Origin of the sequence: Marinobacterium zhoushanense (assembly GCF_014641945.1) — a bacterium.
GTDB lineage: Bacteria > Pseudomonadota > Gammaproteobacteria > Pseudomonadales > Balneatricaceae > Marinobacterium_D > Marinobacterium_D zhoushanense.
In genome coordinates, this window is record NZ_BMIJ01000004.1 from 312212 (window position 1) to 328456 (window position 16245).

The 16245-nt window shown below is 59.3% G+C and carries 19 protein-coding genes; 10 read left to right on the plus strand and 9 right to left on the minus strand.

Annotated elements, in window-relative coordinates:
- Nucleotides 1–152: 152 nt before the first annotated feature.
- On the plus strand, nt 153–1367 hold the full coding sequence (locus IEX40_RS11180) for a pyridoxal phosphate-dependent aminotransferase (RefSeq protein WP_188748212.1): 1215 nt from the start codon (nt 153–155) through the stop codon (nt 1365–1367).
- A 190-nt stretch (nt 1368–1557) separates the two neighbouring features.
- On the plus strand, nt 1558–1923 hold the full coding sequence (locus IEX40_RS11185) for a hypothetical protein (RefSeq protein WP_188748214.1): 366 nt from the start codon (nt 1558–1560) through the stop codon (nt 1921–1923).
- A 47-nt stretch (nt 1924–1970) separates the two neighbouring features.
- Here IEX40_RS11185 and IEX40_RS11190 read toward each other — a convergent pair whose 3' ends face one another.
- A complete protein-coding gene (locus tag IEX40_RS11190; RefSeq protein WP_188748216.1) occupies nt 1971–2879 on the minus strand; it encodes a class I SAM-dependent methyltransferase in 909 nt (302 codons plus the stop codon).
- Between the two features lie 145 nt (nt 2880–3024).
- Between IEX40_RS11190 and htpX the strand changes: the two genes are divergently transcribed.
- Nucleotides 3025–3915: a protease HtpX gene (gene htpX / locus IEX40_RS11195; protein ID WP_188748218.1), complete on the plus strand. Its 891-nt coding sequence runs from the start codon at nt 3025–3027 to the stop codon at nt 3913–3915.
- Between the two features lie 114 nt (nt 3916–4029).
- Here htpX and IEX40_RS11200 read toward each other — a convergent pair whose 3' ends face one another.
- From IEX40_RS11200 to pdxB, 3 genes are read right to left on the minus strand one after another with little or no spacing between them, the layout of a single operon-like run.
- The gene (locus IEX40_RS11200) at nt 4030–5139 is read right to left on the minus strand and encodes an ATP-NAD kinase family protein (RefSeq protein ID WP_188748220.1); all 1110 of its coding nucleotides are present in this window, start codon (nt 5137–5139) and stop codon (nt 4030–4032) included.
- Nucleotides 5136–5858, minus strand: a complete 723-nt coding sequence (locus tag IEX40_RS11205; RefSeq protein ID WP_188748222.1) for a flagellar brake protein — start codon at nt 5856–5858, stop codon at nt 5136–5138. Before IEX40_RS11205 ends, IEX40_RS11200 begins: the two co-directional genes overlap by 4 nt.
- 35 nt (nt 5859–5893) lie before the next feature.
- Entirely contained in the window at nt 5894–7042 is a 1149-nt protein-coding gene (gene pdxB / locus IEX40_RS11210) for a 4-phosphoerythronate dehydrogenase PdxB (RefSeq protein ID WP_229680714.1), read from the minus strand.
- A gap of 94 nt (nt 7043–7136) precedes the next feature.
- On the opposite strand from pdxB, the gene IEX40_RS11215 reads away from it, so the two are divergent.
- The 4 genes from IEX40_RS11215 to IEX40_RS11230 all read left to right on the plus strand — a co-directional run bounded on the left by IEX40_RS11215 (nt 7137) and on the right by IEX40_RS11230 (nt 9047).
- Nucleotides 7137–7379, plus strand: a complete 243-nt coding sequence (locus IEX40_RS11215) for a hypothetical protein (protein ID WP_229680738.1) — start codon at nt 7137–7139, stop codon at nt 7377–7379.
- 103 nt (nt 7380–7482) lie between these two features.
- Nucleotides 7483–7968 (plus strand): hypothetical protein, encoded by a 486-nt coding sequence (locus IEX40_RS11220; protein ID WP_188748225.1) that lies wholly within the window; start codon nt 7483–7485, stop codon nt 7966–7968.
- Between the two features lie 2 nt (nt 7969–7970).
- Nucleotides 7971–8573 carry an SCO family protein gene (locus tag IEX40_RS11225; protein WP_229680715.1) on the plus strand — a complete coding sequence of 201 codons (603 nt, stop codon included), beginning with the start codon at nt 7971–7973 and terminating at the stop codon, nt 8571–8573.
- Between the two features lie 12 nt (nt 8574–8585).
- Entirely contained in the window at nt 8586–9047 is a 462-nt protein-coding gene (locus tag IEX40_RS11230; RefSeq protein WP_229680716.1) for a copper chaperone PCu(A)C, read from the plus strand.
- Here the strand turns inward: IEX40_RS11230 and IEX40_RS11235 are convergent, their stop codons facing one another.
- From IEX40_RS11235 to IEX40_RS11255, 5 genes are all read right to left on the minus strand, one after another.
- Entirely contained in the window at nt 9048–9611 is a 564-nt protein-coding gene (locus IEX40_RS11235; protein ID WP_188748228.1) for a hypothetical protein, read from the minus strand.
- Nucleotides 9556–10164 carry an elongation factor P hydroxylase gene (locus IEX40_RS11240; protein WP_188748230.1) on the minus strand — a complete coding sequence of 203 codons (609 nt, stop codon included), beginning with the start codon at nt 10162–10164 and terminating at the stop codon, nt 9556–9558. Before IEX40_RS11240 ends, IEX40_RS11235 begins: the two co-directional genes overlap by 56 nt.
- Entirely contained in the window at nt 10164–10895 is a 732-nt protein-coding gene (locus IEX40_RS11245; protein WP_188748232.1) for a hypothetical protein, read from the minus strand. The genes IEX40_RS11240 and IEX40_RS11245 overlap by 1 nt, the downstream gene beginning before the upstream one ends.
- Before the next feature lie 65 nt (nt 10896–10960).
- The gene (locus IEX40_RS11250) at nt 10961–11806 is read right to left on the minus strand and encodes a thiosulfate oxidation carrier protein SoxY (RefSeq protein WP_188748233.1); all 846 of its coding nucleotides are present in this window, start codon (nt 11804–11806) and stop codon (nt 10961–10963) included.
- A 17-nt stretch (nt 11807–11823) separates the two neighbouring features.
- Nucleotides 11824–13149 (minus strand): sigma-54 interaction domain-containing protein, encoded by a 1326-nt coding sequence (locus IEX40_RS11255; RefSeq protein ID WP_188748235.1) that lies wholly within the window; start codon nt 13147–13149, stop codon nt 11824–11826.
- A 252-nt stretch (nt 13150–13401) separates the two neighbouring features.
- Here IEX40_RS11255 and IEX40_RS11260 point away from each other — a divergent pair, with 252 nt between their 5' ends.
- The 3 genes from IEX40_RS11260 to cydX are packed head-to-tail and all read left to right on the plus strand — an operon-like array spanning nt 13402 to nt 16245.
- The gene (locus tag IEX40_RS11260) at nt 13402–14976 is read left to right on the plus strand and encodes a cytochrome ubiquinol oxidase subunit I (protein WP_188748237.1); all 1575 of its coding nucleotides are present in this window, start codon (nt 13402–13404) and stop codon (nt 14974–14976) included.
- Nucleotides 14977–14990: 14 nt separating this feature from the next.
- Nucleotides 14991–16133 carry a cytochrome d ubiquinol oxidase subunit II gene (gene cydB / locus IEX40_RS11265; protein ID WP_188748239.1) on the plus strand — a complete coding sequence of 381 codons (1143 nt, stop codon included), beginning with the start codon at nt 14991–14993 and terminating at the stop codon, nt 16131–16133.
- A gap of 10 nt (nt 16134–16143) precedes the next feature.
- Nucleotides 16144–16245, plus strand: a complete 102-nt coding sequence (cydX, locus tag IEX40_RS11270) for a cytochrome bd-I oxidase subunit CydX (protein WP_188748242.1) — start codon at nt 16144–16146, stop codon at nt 16243–16245.

The following is a 16245-nucleotide window of genomic DNA, read 5'->3' on the forward strand; positions in this document are numbered from 1 at the left end:
GCTGGCAGCCAGACACGAGCTCGATTGTACTGTTTTCGGCCGAAGCGTATCATTGGCGGCCTTTATCCACCCGCATACCCAGGCAGCTACACGCCCCGGCGCACGATAGACCGCCCGTACGTCACTCCTGGAACTCAGGATCGAAATACACGATGCCAGCAATCCGCAAATCGAACAAGCTGATCAACGTCTGCTACGACATCCGCGGCCCAGTTTTGCAGGAAGCCAAACGACTGGAAGACGAAGGCCATCGCATCCTCAAGCTGAACATCGGCAATCCTGCCCCCTGGGGGTTTCAAGCACCCGAAGAGATCGTACAGGATGTCATTTACAACCTGCCCGGCGCCCAGGGTTACTGCGACTCCAAGGGGCTGTTTTCCGCTCGAAAAGCGGTGATGCAGGAGTGCCAACGCAAGGGTATTGCACATGTCGGCATAGAGGATATCTACATCGGCAATGGCGTATCGGAGCTGATCGTGATGTCGATGCAGGGTTTGCTGAACGACAACGATGAGATGCTGATCCCGGCCCCGGACTACCCGCTGTGGACAGCGGCGGTCAGCCTGGCTGGCGGTAACGCCGTACACTACCTTTGCGACGAGCAGTCGGACTGGTATCCGGATATCGACGATATCCGCGCCAAGATCACCGAGCGTACCCGCGGCATCGTGGTGATCAACCCCAACAACCCGACCGGCGCACTCTATCCGCCCGAGCTGCTCGAGCAGATCATGGAGCTGGCACGCGAGCACAAGCTGATCGTATTTGCCGACGAGATCTACGACAAGATCCTCTACGACGGCAGCGAACATACGTCGCTGGCCTCCCTGGCCGATGACGTGCTCTGCCTGACCTTTAACGGGCTGTCGAAAACGTACCGCGCCGCTGGCTTCCGCTCCGGCTGGATGATCGTCAGTGGGCCCAAGCATCAGGCCCGTGACTATATTGAAGGGCTGGATATGCTGGCAAACATGCGTCTGTGTGCGAACGTTCCCGCCCAGCACGCCATTCAAACAGCACTCGGCGGATATCAGAGTATTAACGAGTTGATCGTGCCCGGCGGCCGGTTGTTTGACCAGCGCGAGCTGGCCTGGGAGATGCTCAATGCGATTCCCGGCGTTTCCTGCGTAAAGCCCAAGGGGGCAATGTACCTGTTCCCGAAGCTGGATCCGAGCCGCTATCCGATTCGCAACGACGAAAAATTCGCGCTCGACCTGCTGATACAACAGAAGGTGTTGATCGTGCAGGGCAGCGGCTTCAACCTGCCGGACACGCAGCATTTCCGCCTCGTTTTTCTCCCCGGTGCCGACCTTCTATCGGAATCGATCGAGCGTATCGCCAACTTCCTGCAGAGTTACGAACAGTAACGGCTATTGCTAAAAACGCGTTCACCGATTTTTTTTCGGCGAACGCGTGAAACTTTCGTGTCATCGCTGCGACATATGCTTAAATTCAATAAGAATCTGAATGCTTGGTCTGTCGTGGCGATCTGCATGGATTGACGGCGGGCTATGACATACCCAATCGGAACACTAGCGGCTGCTTGCGGAGCGTAAAATGTTTTTGAAGATCAAGAAAAACCTGGGCATCTACATGGAGCACAATGGCCTGGAGAAACAGCGTCTGGTGCCAGTAACCTCCAACTTCCTGCTTAATCTGGACCATATTTCTGAACTCTCCTTTTATACCATCAAGGAGCTGAAGATCCGCTACGACCTGGAGGGCCACGAGTTCGAGCTACCGATCAACACACGCGTCATCCATATGCAGATGAGCTACCTCTATGCGTCACACAAGGATCACGTGAAGAGCAATGATCAGGTAGTGGAGCGGCAGTACTATAAGCTCTATTTCTTCCCGGAAAACGTGGAGCCGTATGAAGAGCTGCGCGGCGCCATAGAGGAGAAGGTCGCCAACCTTTAAGCCCGCTATCTAAGCCCCCTCATCATATAACATTGGCGCCTGTGCGATCAGGCGCCCGACCGTCGATAGAGCAAGGCTTTAAGTCCCTGTTCGGCGTCCCGCTCCGGAAAGTCTTCAGCCAGCGGCAAGCGCTGCTGAAATTCAAACCCGGGCGCTTCACCGACCATTATCTCGCGCAGAAACGTCTCACTATGGCCTGGATCATTATGACAGGCCAGCACCCAGCTGCCGGGCAGCGTCAACTGGTCAAGCCGGCGCAGCACCTTGCGATAGTCGCGTTCGGCCACGAAACTTCCCGGCTGGAAGCTTGGTGGATCGATAATAATCAGATCATAGGGCCCCTGGCGACGCACACGACTCCAGGAGCGCAGCAGGTCCAGAGCCATGTAGCTTACCGCATCCGCAGCCATTCCATTATGCTGATGGTTGCGCCGCCCTATCGACAGGGCTCCGGAGCTCATATCGAGGTTCACTACCGAGTGCGCCCCACCGGCCATCGCAGCTATCGAAAAGGCGCAGGTGTAGGCGAACAGATTGAGCACCCTGGCACCGGAGGCGTTCTCCCGTACCCATGCCCTGCCCGGGCGCATATCCAGGAACAGACCGGAGTTCTGGTTCTGCAGTGGCCGCACCTGATAGCGCAGCCCCAGCTCCTCGACAATCAGGGTTTCAGCCACCTCGCCCGCCACTACCTCGGACCTGGCTTCGCGACCACGGCCACGCAGCTGCAACACCACGCCCATGACCTGAGGCTGAGCCATCAAATGCTCGACGACTGCATCCAGCGGCGTTGGCACTTCGGGTGCGTAGACGCGAATCACCGCCACCGGCGGCAACCAGTCGATCACCAGCCAATCAAACCCCTCGAACAGCCCGCCACGGCCGTGGAACAGGCGGCGCACCTCATTGCTGGAGCGTGCCAACTGCTCACTGATACTATCGACAACTCGCTGCACGACGCTCCCCACACCCGGAAAACGGCAAATTATATAGAGCCGCTATCGCCATTGAAACTTTGCCGCCACGCCCCAATCAAAGGCAGAGCACAGCGCATTCAGCGTTGGCGCAAACACCTTCAACAAAAAGGGACATGAATAGATCATGATGAGAATTATGCTGTTTCTGGCCACAAACCTGGCGGTCGTGCTGGTTGCCAGCGTGACACTGAAACTGCTGGGCGTTGACTCCTACCTCGCACAGGGCGGGCTGAACTACGGTTCACTGCTGGTGTTCTGTGCCGTCTTCGGCTTCGCCGGTTCTTTTATCTCGCTCTTCCTGTCCAAGACCATGGCCAAAATGGGCACCCGCACCCAGATCATTGAACAACCGCGCACCGCGGATGAACGCTGGCTGGTGGATACGGTTGCGGAGCTGGCGCGCAATGCCGGTATCGGCATGCCGGAGGTGGGTGTATTCCCCGCCCATCAGGCTAACGCCTTCGCCACTGGCTGGAACAAGAACAATGCGCTGGTAGCGGTGAGTTCCGGTCTGCTGCAGCGTTTCCGTCCCGAGGAGGTACGTGCAGTATTGGCACACGAAGTGGGCCACGTGGCCAACGGTGATATGGTTACCCTGACCCTGATTCAGGGTGTGGTGAACACTTTCGTCATGTTCTTCGCGCGAATCGCAGCTTACGCGGTCGACTCTTTCCTGCGCCGGGGAGAAGATAACAATGGCGGTGTCGGTATCGGTTATTACATCACCACATTCGTGTTCGAGATCATCTTCGGTATCCTCGCCTCGATGATCGTGGCCTGGTTCAGCCGCCGCCGCGAATACCGTGCCGACGAAGCGGGGGCAGATCTGGCCAGCAAGGGCGCCATGGTCGGCGCGCTGCAACGTTTGAAGGCCGAGTACGGTTTGGCGGAAGACCTGCCTGGCCAACTCAATGCCTTCGGCATCAATGGCCAGTTGAAACAGGGGTTGATGGAGCTGTTTTCCAGCCACCCGCCGCTGGACGATCGTATAGCCGCGCTGCATAAACGCGGCTAACACCCAAGGTAAGGCTTTAAAAATCAGGGCCCGGTCTATACCGGGCCCTGTTTTTATTTACACCCAACCATCTAGCGCCGACCTGAATCCAATCGACACTAAACGCACAGCTATTCACTCGACTCGATACAGCACATGGTCTCGATAACCGGTATGCACCGGGATCAATCCCGCCAGGTCATGATCGGTATCCCTGTCACCGCTATCCACCAGCAGCGGCCTTCCCTGCAGCGCCTTGAGCTTTGTCTTGGTGGCCACCACGTAGAGCGAATGCCGACCGCAGCGCGCCAGCAGTTCAGCACTGAGCTGCTGATTTCCCCGTCCGATCAGGTGGCCCTGACCGCCGATCGGGGTGATGACGATGCGAACCGGATAGCCATCGGTCAGCGCCAATAACTGCTGCGCGGTGCAGTCCGCCGCGATCAACTGACCATCCTCGATGAGATCGACGCCGAGCAGCGTGTTGGGTAATCCCAGGTGCGCCATGATCGCCGCTACAGTGGAGCCCGAGCCCATGATATAGCGCACACCCGACTCCATACTCTCCTCGAAGTCGGCCGCGATATCATCCAGCACCAGGGCTTCATCCTCTCGCGCGCCATTTTTTACATGCTGCAGGTAGCGGTGCTCGCTCGGCACCAGCAGTTCGCCGTAATAACGCGCCCTGACCTGACCGGCCCTGAACGCCTCCTCGTCGATATCGCGGACCTCCGCGTTAGCCAGGGTCACCAGCTCCCCGCGAATCAGCATGGCGACAATTTCGCCAGCCGCCGAGGGTGTAATCGCGTAGACGCCGGAATGGATCTTCACCCCGGCCGGAATGCCGAGTACGGGACACTCAGCACCCAGTACCGTACAGATATCGCGCGCGGTTCCATCACCACCGGCGAACAGGATCAGGTCGGCACCGGCATCCGCCAACGACCGCGCCGCGTGCTCGGTATCCTCGGCGGATGTCGGCTCCTGTGCCGGGGTTCCAATCACCACGGGTTCGAATCCCGCCTCACGCGCAACCCGCTCGCCCATGGCACCGCCCCAGGTCAACAATCTGAACTCCAACCCCTTGAGCGGCACAAGCGCATTCATTGCCCGCTGCTCCGCTCTAGGCTCGGCCCCCAGAGACAGCGCCTGCGCTACCGTTTCGGCGCCGTCGCTTCCCTTGAGTGCCACGCTGCCACCAAGGCCGGCCAGCGGATTGATGATCAAACCGAGGGTAAAACTCATTTCTCCCCTTCCAGCGGCAGGTAGCCGGTTTCCACCAGGTATTGCTGATACACGAACCCGGCCAGGATCAGCCGCGTATCCTCCTCCAGATCGACAAACTCGACCCCGTGACTGATCACGCTAAAGCTGCCCGACTCGCCTTCATAGATATTGCGTATGATCGCAGGGGCCAGAATCACCTGATCGATACCGTTGACCGCCACGCGAGCGGTCACGAACAGTTTTTGCCCCACCTTGCCAAGCACACGGTTGGACTCGACGCAGGCCCCCGAGGTGTGAATATCGGTACAGATAGCCCTGAGTGGAAACCCGGAGACTGCGGCATCCATCTCGTCGACATCAACAGAGACGGCCAGGTTAACCGGTACGCGAGTATGGTGGCGCACCCGATGCGATTCGACCTGAGTCGGACAAGCCAGATGCCAGTGCCCGTAGGGGGTAGTGGTCACCTTGAGCAAGCGGGTTTCAAAGGCACAGATCCAGTTGCCGGCCATCAACCGGACGGTCACTGGCGCACCTTCATTGATCAGGATCGGCGTTCCGGTACTGCGCGGCGCCGACACTATAACCGAGCCACCATCGCGAAATCCGATCAACTGCACCGTGTAGCGCCCCCTCGGAGAGCGCGTTTCAAGACGCACCCGCTCACCAATCTGCGGGCGCAGTTCCGCCAGGGTTTTGGCTACTTGTCCATCAAGTGCGGGTTGAAATCGCGTCATACAGCGTCGATCTGATTCAGGGTAAACGCCCAAGCTTACGCGATAACGGCGCTAAAACCGAGATTGCCGAGCAATTCGACCTGCCCCTCATCCTCCAGTCCCTCGATGCGTAAACTGGAGAATTCGCGACGTACCGGATAGCCCTTGCGCAACTGATCAAACGCCTGCATCCGCTCCTCCGGTGGTAGATAGAGAGTGGCGCGCAAGGCGCGGTCATCGCGATAGGGGTCGTAGGTGAGTGCGATCGGCTTGAGCGGATCGACCGAGCGGTTCACCAGCAGCGCTGCCACCTCCGGCTCAGGCAATACCGAATCCAAGCTTATCTGCACCGGTTTTCCCAGCCAGTTGCACACCTGCTGATAGAGCATCCAGGTGCCGCGAATCTTGCCATCGAGGCTGTAACCGGCGATATGCGGCGTCGCGATGACGCACTGCTCGGCCAGCTCGGGCAATACCAGAGGCTCCTCCTCCCACACATCCAGCACCAGTTGAACGTCAGCTCGCCGGCGCATGAACCTGATTAACGACCAGTTATCGATAACCGGGCCGCGGCCAGCATTCAACAGAATCGCACCCGGTTTGAGCAGCTCGAGATTGTCTTCGTTCAGCAGATGGTAGGTGGGATGATCACCGCCCTCGGTCAGAGGCGTATGCAGTGCCACCAGGTCGACTTCGCCCAACAGCTGCTCGAGATCGACAAACCCTTCGCTGCCCTCCCGCTCAGCCCGGGGCGGATCGCACACCAACACCTCGACACCCAGCGCCCGTAAGCGATTGACCAGACGACCGCCGACGTTACCCGCACCGACTACACCCAGGGTTCGCGTCAGGGGATCGAGCCCCTGCTGTGCACAGAGGTGCCAGAGCGCACTCAGTACATACTCGACCACGGCATCAGCGTTACAGCCCGGCGCGCTGCACCAGGGGATACCGCGACTGTCCAGCCATCCGGTATCAAGATGATCGGTACCGATGGTAGCGGTGCCGACAAACCCCACCCGACTGTTGGCCAGCAGCTGTTCATCCACCCGCGTAATCGAGCGCACCAGCAGCACATCCGCGTCGGCCACATCGGCCGCGTTCATACTCCGCCCCGGAAGTCGACGGATCTCTCCGATATCGGAGAAAAGTGCATCGAGTGCTGGGATATTTTCATCCGCCAGTATCTTCAGTCCAGGATTCACAAGGCCTCCGGGCTTTACAAAAGGGTAGGTTTCAGGCTCAATTCCGCGCCATTATAGAGCCCTCGTTTTACAGCGGAAACAACCCCTCTTGATCGTGCACTGGCAAAAAGACCGGGACTACCGGGTCATCCGGATATATCGCGACCTGGTCGGTGACTGGGTCGTCGAACAGTGCTGGGGGAATGCCTACACTTGCCAGCAAAGTCACACGCTGGTCGACTCCCGCCAAGCCGCCCGCGCGATGATGCTGCAGATCAACCGCAAGCAGCGCAAGATGGGGTTTCGACGCAGCGCGCCGGGGGAGGAGCAGCTCGATTTCGGTTTCGAACTCGGCTAACCCTGCAAGCGCGTAGCGGCTCCTGCAAACATGTGGCACGACCATCAGTGCGACAATATGTCACTTTTGCATTGCCGATGCCCATCCTAAACTGAGGCCCCAGATGACAAGCTCAGATAAAGCACTCACCGGCCGCTGGATACGCCCACTCTTCACCATAGTGCTGGTAGCGACATTGGGCACGTTGACGCTGTTGCTGCCTGGCTGGCTGCAGCCGGAAACAGCAGAGGGCATCCAACTTAAACCGCCAGCCTGCGACCTGAACCAGGGATCCTGTCGGTTGAAACAGGGAGATATCGAGCTGGCGTTCTCCCTTGGACCTGCGCCGATTCAATCTCTGCAGGAGCTAACGGCACGACTCACACTCCAGGGAGTCGACGTGGAACGCGTCCACCTCTCGCTCGAGGGGCGAGATATGTATATGGGTCTAAACCAAACGGAACTTACACCTACAGGTACCGATGGCGGTTGGCAGGGCACCACCGAACTGGCCGCCTGCACCACCGGAAGCATGGTATGGCGTGCGCGGCTTACGCTGGAATCGAAACGCCAGCATTACGTCACCTGGTTCGATTTTGAGGCAAAATGACGATGCAGCAACTGAAAACACTAAAGATCCTGCTGATCCTCAGCGCCTGCCTGCTGGTCGGAATGGTAACAGCGTTTCTGCTCAAACCCACACAAGTGGACGTCAAGGCCAGCGGCCATAAACTGGGCGGCGATTTTACCCTCACCTCCAGTGCCGGCCCGGTTTCACTGAGCGATTTCAAGGGCAAGGTGGTGGCGATCTATATCGGCTATGCATCCTGTCCCGATGTCTGCCCAACGGCCCTTGCCGTACTCAGCCAAGCCGTTAGAAACCTGCAAGCGGAACAGCGCGACCAGGTGCAGGGCATCTTCATCAGCGTGGATCCGGAGCGGGATACGCCGGAGAAGCTGGCCCAGTACACTCAATTTTTCTCCGACCGGCTGATCGGCGTGACCGGCAGCCGCGAGCAGATCGACCGGGTGGTGCGCCAATACGGCGCCTTTTATCGGGTAGTGGCGCTGGACGATTCCGCTCTCGGTTATGCGGTTGACCACTCCTCGCGGCTTTACCTGATCGATCGCGACGGTGAGCTGGCCGGCACCCTTATCCATAATTCGACCCCAACCGAACTGAGCAGCTGGTTGCAACGCCTGCTCGCTGACTAAGGAGAGCTGAACATGATGAAAGCCCTGACCAGCCTGCTATTAAGCGCTGCACTGAGCACACCGCTCTGGGCCGCGGATGTCCAGGTTAGCGATCCGTACGCGCGGGCAGTCGCCCCTGGCCAACCCAACAGTGCCGCGTTCATGCAACTGGAGAATCGCAGTGACAAGGCCATCAGCCTGACCGGAGCCGCCTCGGGCGTGGCACAGTCTGTCGAGCTGCATGCCCACATAGAGGATCAGGGCGTGATGCGGATGCGCAGAATCGACGCGATCGACCTCGCGCCTCATCAGCAGGTCAGTCTCCAGCCTGGTGGCCTGCATGTGATGCTGATCGGTCTTAATCGCACACTTGCCGTGGGCGAGGAGCTGGCATTGACCCTGTCGTTTTCAGACGGCAGTCAGCAAACCCTTAGCCTGCCGGTACGTCCGATAATGCCGATGGGCAATATGAGCCAGCACCAGCACCAAAACTGATCAACAGAGCTTACAGCCGCGCAAGCGGCTGTCGAAATGCCCGTACACCAGCAGGCAAACCTCCTTCTCGCTGGCCTGGCCCAGATAATCCACATGATCCCTGTCACCATAGCTGGCACTGTATAGCCCAGGCGCGGAGGCGACCGGCACCACCCGGTAGCTTTTCAGCCCTACCTGGTACACGCCGGCATAATGCGGGTAGTGAACCTGGCCATCTGCGCCCAGCTGGAGCCAGCCGGGACCGGCATCGAATTGGCGCAGGCCCGGCACCTTGAGCGGATTATCTGAATGCAGCGCGAGAAAAAAATCGACCTGACCCGCCGTATCGAACACGCCCAGCACCCAAAGCGAGGGCTCGCCGGTTAACGACAGCGCATACAGATACCAGTAGGGTTCACCATCGACATCGATCCCCAGCCGATGGTAAAGAAAATCCTTGGAGCGACAGATCGAATGATCCAGCAGGCTAGCCGGTAACACCGGCGCCGCGAAACCACCAGCTGAGGTATCAGCCGGCAGCGACTGCACCTGCCAGCGGCTCGCCTGAATTTTCAGCTCGCGCATAGCTCTCTCCTACTGGCAGATGGCGATCCAATGCGAATCTGTCAGCGCTCAAAACAGGAGTTTGATAGTAGGTCCGCAATGCAGACGACAGGGCCTCGACCCGCTCCGGCAACCCTTGCTCGAGCAGCTCCAACACCCTTGAATGAACGTTATACATGAACCGATTGCTAGCCCCTAGACCAGCGGACAGGTTGTCGGCACTGAAATGAAACCGGTGTCCAGCGGATTCCGACAGTATCCATTCGTATGCCTGCGGCTGCACCTCCACGCGCTCGAACTCCGCCTGCTCCGCCGCCGTCCGCCCATCCGGCTTATACCAGTAGCCGAAGTCCACCAGTGTACGCCGTTGCGCACCGGCAACGCACCAATGCGCGATCTCATGCAAGGCGCTAGCAAAAAAACCATGGGCAAACACAACACGGTGGTGCGGATACAGCTCATCCGCCGGCAGGTAGATGGGCTCATCCTCCCCTGCGACCAGCTCGGTGTTGTAGCTGGTGAGGAAAAGCTTGTTAAAGATTCGGATCAGGTCCTGTATATCCAGATCGCACATCACTGATACACCTGCCAACGCCGGTCGTTCAGCCACCAGCTCTCGCCGCTCTGACGATCGATACGTACTGCGACGAACCCCTTAAGATCCTGATCGGCACGCTGCAGCTGCACCGCATAGCGCGAGGCAGGCAGACTCCCCGCTTCCTCTTCCAGCCTTACCCAACTGCCCTGGTCCGCGAGCCAGGTTTCACCGCTGTCGACACGGTAGCGGATCAGCACCCAGCTTCCCTTTGCGGTATACGCACTGGCGACAGCGAACAGGTCCCCGGCATCCGCTAAACCAAGCTGATTGACCGTTTGCATCAGCTGATCGATGGCATCATCGATCAGCGCCCCCGAACCTGTGGCATCGGCCTCTCTGTCACTGGAGGCCTGATCCTCGGCCGCCGTCCTGACGCTGCTCGCCGACAGATGCTGCAGACGGGTCAGCAGAATCTGGTTCATCTCCGCCTGCTGCTTGCTCGCGCTGTTCAGCTGGATCAGCTGCTCCTGCATCAACACCAGTCGACCGCTGAGCTGATCGAGCTGATTCGAAATCTGTGCAGTGTTCACCGGCCGGCTCGGAGCGTTCTCAACTCCAGCATCGACCGCAGGGCTGCCCTGGTCGGACTCGGTCGCAGCTGCGGCCTGTCCGGTCTGCAGATCGGACTGGGGTTGAACGTTGGCGGCATTACAGCCTGCCAACAGCAGACTGAGCGACGCGCCCAGTATCACACGACTGAACAACACGAACACACTCCTGGAAATTTGCGTTGGAGGATTGTAGCAAACTGCACGGATCTCGTGACCTGACTTCAGTCAGACGCCACAATCGTAGTGCTGAGCTGCCCCTCAGTGCCGTTCGAGCCCTGCCATGACAGCACCAGCTCATCGCCCACATCACCGACAGAGAAACTGAAACGGAAATAGGGCTCATACCAAAGGCTGTCGCCGATGCTGGCGCTGAGCAGACGCTTGTCCGATTGAAACAGCTCGAATCGATCGAGCCCCTGCTGCAACACCGCGGTAGCATCAAGCTGCTGCACCCGCGACGACAGTGGCGCGACGGGGCGCAGCTCGACGTAGTTGACCTCTCGACGGCGCCAGGCCCGTAGCTCCATCGATGCCATGAACGAATCCTCACCAACATCGGTCAGCGCATCGGACGCTGCCGATGAACCGGCGGCACTGGGCACCTCGACCGCGGGAGACGTCAAACCCGTTCCCGGCCCCGGGCTTTGCAGGGCAGCAGATGCGGCAGCAGTGACAAGGGCGTAATCACGCCGGGCCGCAAGGATACGATCTTCGGTACGCACGACAACCAGCACCCCGCCACCCCTAGCCCTGAACCGGGTCGATAGCTCCGGGCGAACCTCGGGTTCCAGGTCAAACCTTGCCAGCTGCACCGGCTCGACCTCGTCGGTGAGCAGCGTAATCGACTGCACCCTATCCTGAAACACCCGGATCCCTATCGGCACCGGTACTAAAGGATCGACCTGCCTGGGCAGCTGCAGCAGGATATCGGCGGAGGATTCATACCGAGGAGCGACGACATAGGGTACCTGCAGGTTACCGTTTAGCAGTGGAAGATCGGCAGCCGCAGGTTCACAGAGACTGAGTAGAATCAACAGCACTCCCGGCTTCAGCCAACTTACCGACATCTCACCTCCGCTTCCGTTCAGCCCACACGCAGCTGACGCAATTTGCGATACAGGGTGCGCTCACTCACCCCCAGCTTCGCGGCCAGCTCTCTGTTATCACCCTTGAATCGCGCAGCCACCTGGCGCAGATATCGGGCTTCCAACTGGTCCAAGGGCGTTATCGACTCTGTAATGCCGATAGCCGACAGATCGCCATCGGGCCGGTCAACAAGCTCCTGCGGCAGCTGTTCAAGATCAAGCACAGCATTATCGGCCAGCAGAATGCCGCGTTCGAGGATATTTCTCAACTCCCTGATATTGCCCGGAAAATCATACCGTTCCAACGTTTTTAACGCCGCCCTGCTGACACTCACCCCCTCCCCGCCCGGCAATCGCCGCAACAGCACTTCGATCAGCAGCGGCAGATCGTCGATGCGCTCTTTCAGTGTCGGCAGAGGGATAGGGAAGGGGGAGATGCGGTAATAGAGATCCTGACGAAAACGCCCCTCCTCCACCATCCGCCTCAGATTACGGTGAGTGGCGCAAACCAGGCGTATATCGGCATGCTGAGGCTCGACACTGCCCACTGCCCGAAACACACCGGTTTCGATCAGGCGCAGCAGCTTGACCTGCTGCGGCAGCGGAATCTCGCCGATCTCATCGAGAAACAGGGTACCACCGCGGGCCACATCGACCAGACCCCGCTTACGGCTCACGGCGCCGGTAAAGGCCCCCCGCTCGTGTCCAAACAGCTCACTCTCGAACAGGGACTCGCTAAGCCCCGAGCACTCCACCGTGACGAAGGGCTTGCGCGATCGCGGGCTGCTATCGTGCAACGCCCGCGCGACCAGCTCCTTGCCAGTACCCGACTCTCCGAGCAGCAGTACGCTGATCTCACTGGGCGCGGCACGGTGCACCAGCTCCAGCATACGATTGAATGCATCCGAACGTCCGACCAACCCCTCTTCGTTACCGGCACGTGCACTTGCCTCGCGCACGCAGTGCATGATCTCGAGAAAGCAGATCACCTCCCCGTTGCGGTTGTGTACCGGTTGCATCTCGACATCGACGTGCTCCTCGCCCAACGGAGTGTTATGCAGGTGCAGCAGCCGCTGACGTTGACCACTCTCGCTGCAGCGCTTCAACGGGCACGACTCGCCCGCCTGGTCACAGGGCACGCTATAGCCATGTGAAACCTCATAGCAATGTCGTTTCAGCAGGGGGTATTGGTCGCCGTAAACCTCTCGGTAGGCGGTATTGGTCGCTAGTATGCGATAGTCCAATCCGATCAGGGTCGCGGGTTCGGCGATCCCTTCCAGGATCTCGCCCATCTCGGTGGCGACCTGGTGTAATTCGGTGGGCATGGATATCTCCAGAGCAAGTGTCAAATTGACACAGATGGCAGCATCATCTGCCAATTATGGCACTGCGACACTCTGTCACTGCCAGCCATTAGACTAAAGGTGTATAAAGTTCAGCCAAGTTTCCCGCAATCAACGTCTGAGGCGGCCTTGGGTTAACCGGGGATCGGCCGGCGCCAAGCTGGCATGGTTTCTGCCTTATCTGTTGTTGATTGTTCAAAACCAGGTCCAACCCATCTCTACCAGGAGAAGCTGATGATCACCGAATCGATCGTTGATCTTTCACGGTTACAGTTCGCCATCACGGCGCTGTACCACTTCCTGTTTGTACCGTTAACGATCGGCATGACCTTCATGCTGGCGATTATGGAATCGGTCTATGTCATGACCGGCAAACAGATCTACAAGGATATGACCCAGTTCTGGGGCAAGCTGTTTGGCATCAACTTCGCGCTGGGCGTCACCACGGGCCTGACCATGGAGTTCGAGTTCGGTACCAACTGGGCCTACTACTCCCACTATGTCGGCGACGTATTCGGCGCCCCACTGGCGATCGAAGGGTTGATGGCGTTCTTCCTCGAATCCACCTTCGTCGGACTGTTCTTCTTCGGCTGGGATCGTTTATCGAAAGTTAAACACCTGATGGTGACCTGGCTGGTCGCACTGGGCTCCAACCTGTCGGCAATGTGGATCCTGGTAGCCAACGGCTGGATGCAGAACCCGGTCGGTGCCGAGTTCAACTACGAAACCATGCGTATGGAGATGACCAGCTTCGCCGATATCTACTTCAATCCAGTGGCGCAGGTGAAGTTCGTGCATACCGTCTCCGCCGGTTACTGTACCGCCGCGATGTTCGTGCTCAGCATCAGCGCCTACTACCTGCTCAAGGGGCGCGACCTGCCGTTCGCACGCCGCTCCTTCGCCATTGCCGCCGGCTTTGGCATGGCATCCGTGCTGTCGGTGATCCTGCTCGGAGACGAATCCGGTTACGAGATCGGTGACGTACAGAAAACCAAGCTGGCCGCGATCGAGGCGGAGTGGGAGACGGTCCCCGCCCCCGCCCATTTCACCCTGGTCGGGCTACCCAACGACGAGACCATGGAAACCGACTATGCGGTACGTATTCCCTACCTGCTCGGCCTGATCGCCACACGCTCGATCAGCGAAGAGGTTACCGGGATCAAGGAGCTGATCGAGCAGCACGAACTGCGTATCCGTAACGGCATGCACGCCTACGCCCTGCTCCAGCGTCTGCGCAAGGGCGAAGATGGCGGCGAACTGCGAGCCGAGTTCGAGCGCGTCAAGAACGACCTCGGCTACGGCCTGCTACTGAAGGCTTACACACCCAACGTGGTGGACGCCACCGAGGCGCAGATCCGGGCCGCCGCACGTCACTCGATACCGCCCGTGGCGCCGATGTTCTGGACCTTCCGCATCATGGTCGCCAGTGGCTTCTGGATGTTGCTGGTGTTTGGCCTGAGCTTCTATTTCACCGCGCGCCGCACCGTATTCCACAAACGCTGGCTGCTGCGCCTGGCCCTGTTCAGCCTGCCGGTACCCTGGGTCGCGTCAGAGATGGGCTGGTTCGTCGCCGAGTTCGGCCGCCAGCCCTGGGCGATCGGCGAGGTGCTACCGACCTTCATTGCCACCTCCAGCCTGACCGAAGCGGACCTGATCGGCAGTTTGATGGCGTTTGTCGGCTTCTACACCCTGCTGGCAATTATCGAGATGTACCTAATGATCAAGTTCGCCCGCAAGGGACCGAGCAGCCTGCACACCGGCCGCTATCACCATGAGCAGCGGGTCCGCGCAGAAGCCGTGAACGCCTGACAGGAGTTGAAAGCATGCTATTCGATTACGAAACGCTGAAACTGATCTGGTGGGCACTGGTCGGCGTACTGCTGATCGGCTTTGCCATCACCGATGGCTTCGACATGGGCGCCTGCGCACTGCTGCCGCTGCTGGGCAAGACTGATACCGAACGCCGCGTGGTGATCAATACCGTCGGCCCACATTGGGAAGGCAACCAGGTCTGGTTCATCACCGCAGGCGGCGCGATCTTCGCCGCCTGGCCGGCGGTTTATGCTGCGGCCTTCTCCGGCTTCTACTGGGCGATGCTGCTGGTGCTGTTTGCGCTGTTCTGCCGTCCGGTAGGTTTCGACTATCGCTCCAAGATCGCCGATCCGCGCTGGCGTAACGCCTGGGACTGGGCTCTGGTCGTCGGCGGCGTGGTGCCTGCGCTGGTGTTCGGTGTCGCCTTCGGTAACCTGCTGCAGGGGGTACCGTTCCAGCACGACGAGTTCCTGCGCCCAAGCTATCAGGGCAACCTGTTTGGCCTGCTCAACCCCTTTGGCCTGCTCACCGGCGCGGTCAGCCTCGGCATGCTGGCGATGCACGGTGCGGTCTGGGTGCAACTGCGTAGCGAAGGCACGGTCAATGCGCGCGCACGCCGACTGGCCCAACTCTGCGCACTGATCACCCTGGCGGGATTTGCCCTGGCCGGTATCTGGCTAAGCGGTAGCATCGACGGTTATCAGATCGTCTCGGCACCCGCGCACGACGCACTGTCCAACCCTCTGGCGAAAGAGGTGATTCGAGCCGAAGGCGCCTGGCTGGCCAACTACTCAGCCTACCCCGCTACTCTGCTGGCACCGGCGCTGGGTTTCGCCGGCTTGATCGGTACCTTCCTGTTCGCCGGCCGCAGGCTTGCTGGATGGGCCTTCCTGACCAGCTCGCTGGCGATGGCAGGCATTATCCTGACCGCTGGGCTTTCGATGTTCCCGTTTGTCATGCCGTCGAGCCTGAGCCCGAACTCCAGCCTCACGCTCTGGGATGCCTCATCCAGCCAGCTGACGCTGAACGTGATGACCTATGCCGCGATCCTGTTCGTACCGATCATCCTCGGCTACACCCTCTGGTGTTACCGTGCGCTTTGGGGTCGCACGTCGGTGGAGTTTATCCGCAACAACGACCACTCAACTTATTGAGGTGATACAGATGTGGTATTTCGCATGGATACTCGGCGTACTGCTCGCCTGCTCCTTCGGCATCATCAATGCGATGTGGCTTGAGGCGGAAAATCTGGACGAGGAGCGCTAA

Coding starts and splice junctions, on each gene's coding strand:
- htpX (WP_188748218.1), top strand. CDS start 3,025: ATGATGAGAATTATGCTGTTTCTGGCCACAAACCTGGCGGTCGTGCTG.
- IEX40_RS11185 (WP_188748214.1), top strand. CDS start 1,558: ATGTTTTTGAAGATCAAGAAAAACCTGGGCATCTACATGGAGCACAAT.
- IEX40_RS11220 (WP_188748225.1), top strand. CDS start 7,483: ATGACAAGCTCAGATAAAGCACTCACCGGCCGCTGGATACGCCCACTC.
- IEX40_RS11225 (WP_229680715.1), top strand. CDS start 7,971: ATGCAGCAACTGAAAACACTAAAGATCCTGCTGATCCTCAGCGCCTGC.
- cydX (WP_188748242.1), top strand. CDS start 16,144: ATGTGGTATTTCGCATGGATACTCGGCGTACTGCTCGCCTGCTCCTTC.
- IEX40_RS11230 (WP_229680716.1), top strand. CDS start 8,586: ATGATGAAAGCCCTGACCAGCCTGCTATTAAGCGCTGCACTGAGCACA.
- IEX40_RS11240 (WP_188748230.1), bottom strand. CDS start 10,164: ATGTGCGATCTGGATATACAGGACCTGATCCGAATCTTTAACAAGCTT.
- IEX40_RS11250 (WP_188748233.1), bottom strand. CDS start 11,806: ATGTCGGTAAGTTGGCTGAAGCCGGGAGTGCTGTTGATTCTACTCAGT.
- IEX40_RS11200 (WP_188748220.1), bottom strand. CDS start 5,139: ATGAGTTTTACCCTCGGTTTGATCATCAATCCGCTGGCCGGCCTTGGT.
- IEX40_RS11180 (WP_188748212.1), top strand. CDS start 153: ATGCCAGCAATCCGCAAATCGAACAAGCTGATCAACGTCTGCTACGAC.
- IEX40_RS11205 (WP_188748222.1), bottom strand. CDS start 5,858: ATGACGCGATTTCAACCCGCACTTGATGGACAAGTAGCCAAAACCCTG.
- IEX40_RS11260 (WP_188748237.1), top strand. CDS start 13,402: ATGATCACCGAATCGATCGTTGATCTTTCACGGTTACAGTTCGCCATC.
- IEX40_RS11235 (WP_188748228.1), bottom strand. CDS start 9,611: ATGCGCGAGCTGAAAATTCAGGCGAGCCGCTGGCAGGTGCAGTCGCTG.
- cydB (WP_188748239.1), top strand. CDS start 14,991: ATGCTATTCGATTACGAAACGCTGAAACTGATCTGGTGGGCACTGGTC.
- IEX40_RS11255 (WP_188748235.1), bottom strand. CDS start 13,149: ATGCCCACCGAATTACACCAGGTCGCCACCGAGATGGGCGAGATCCTG.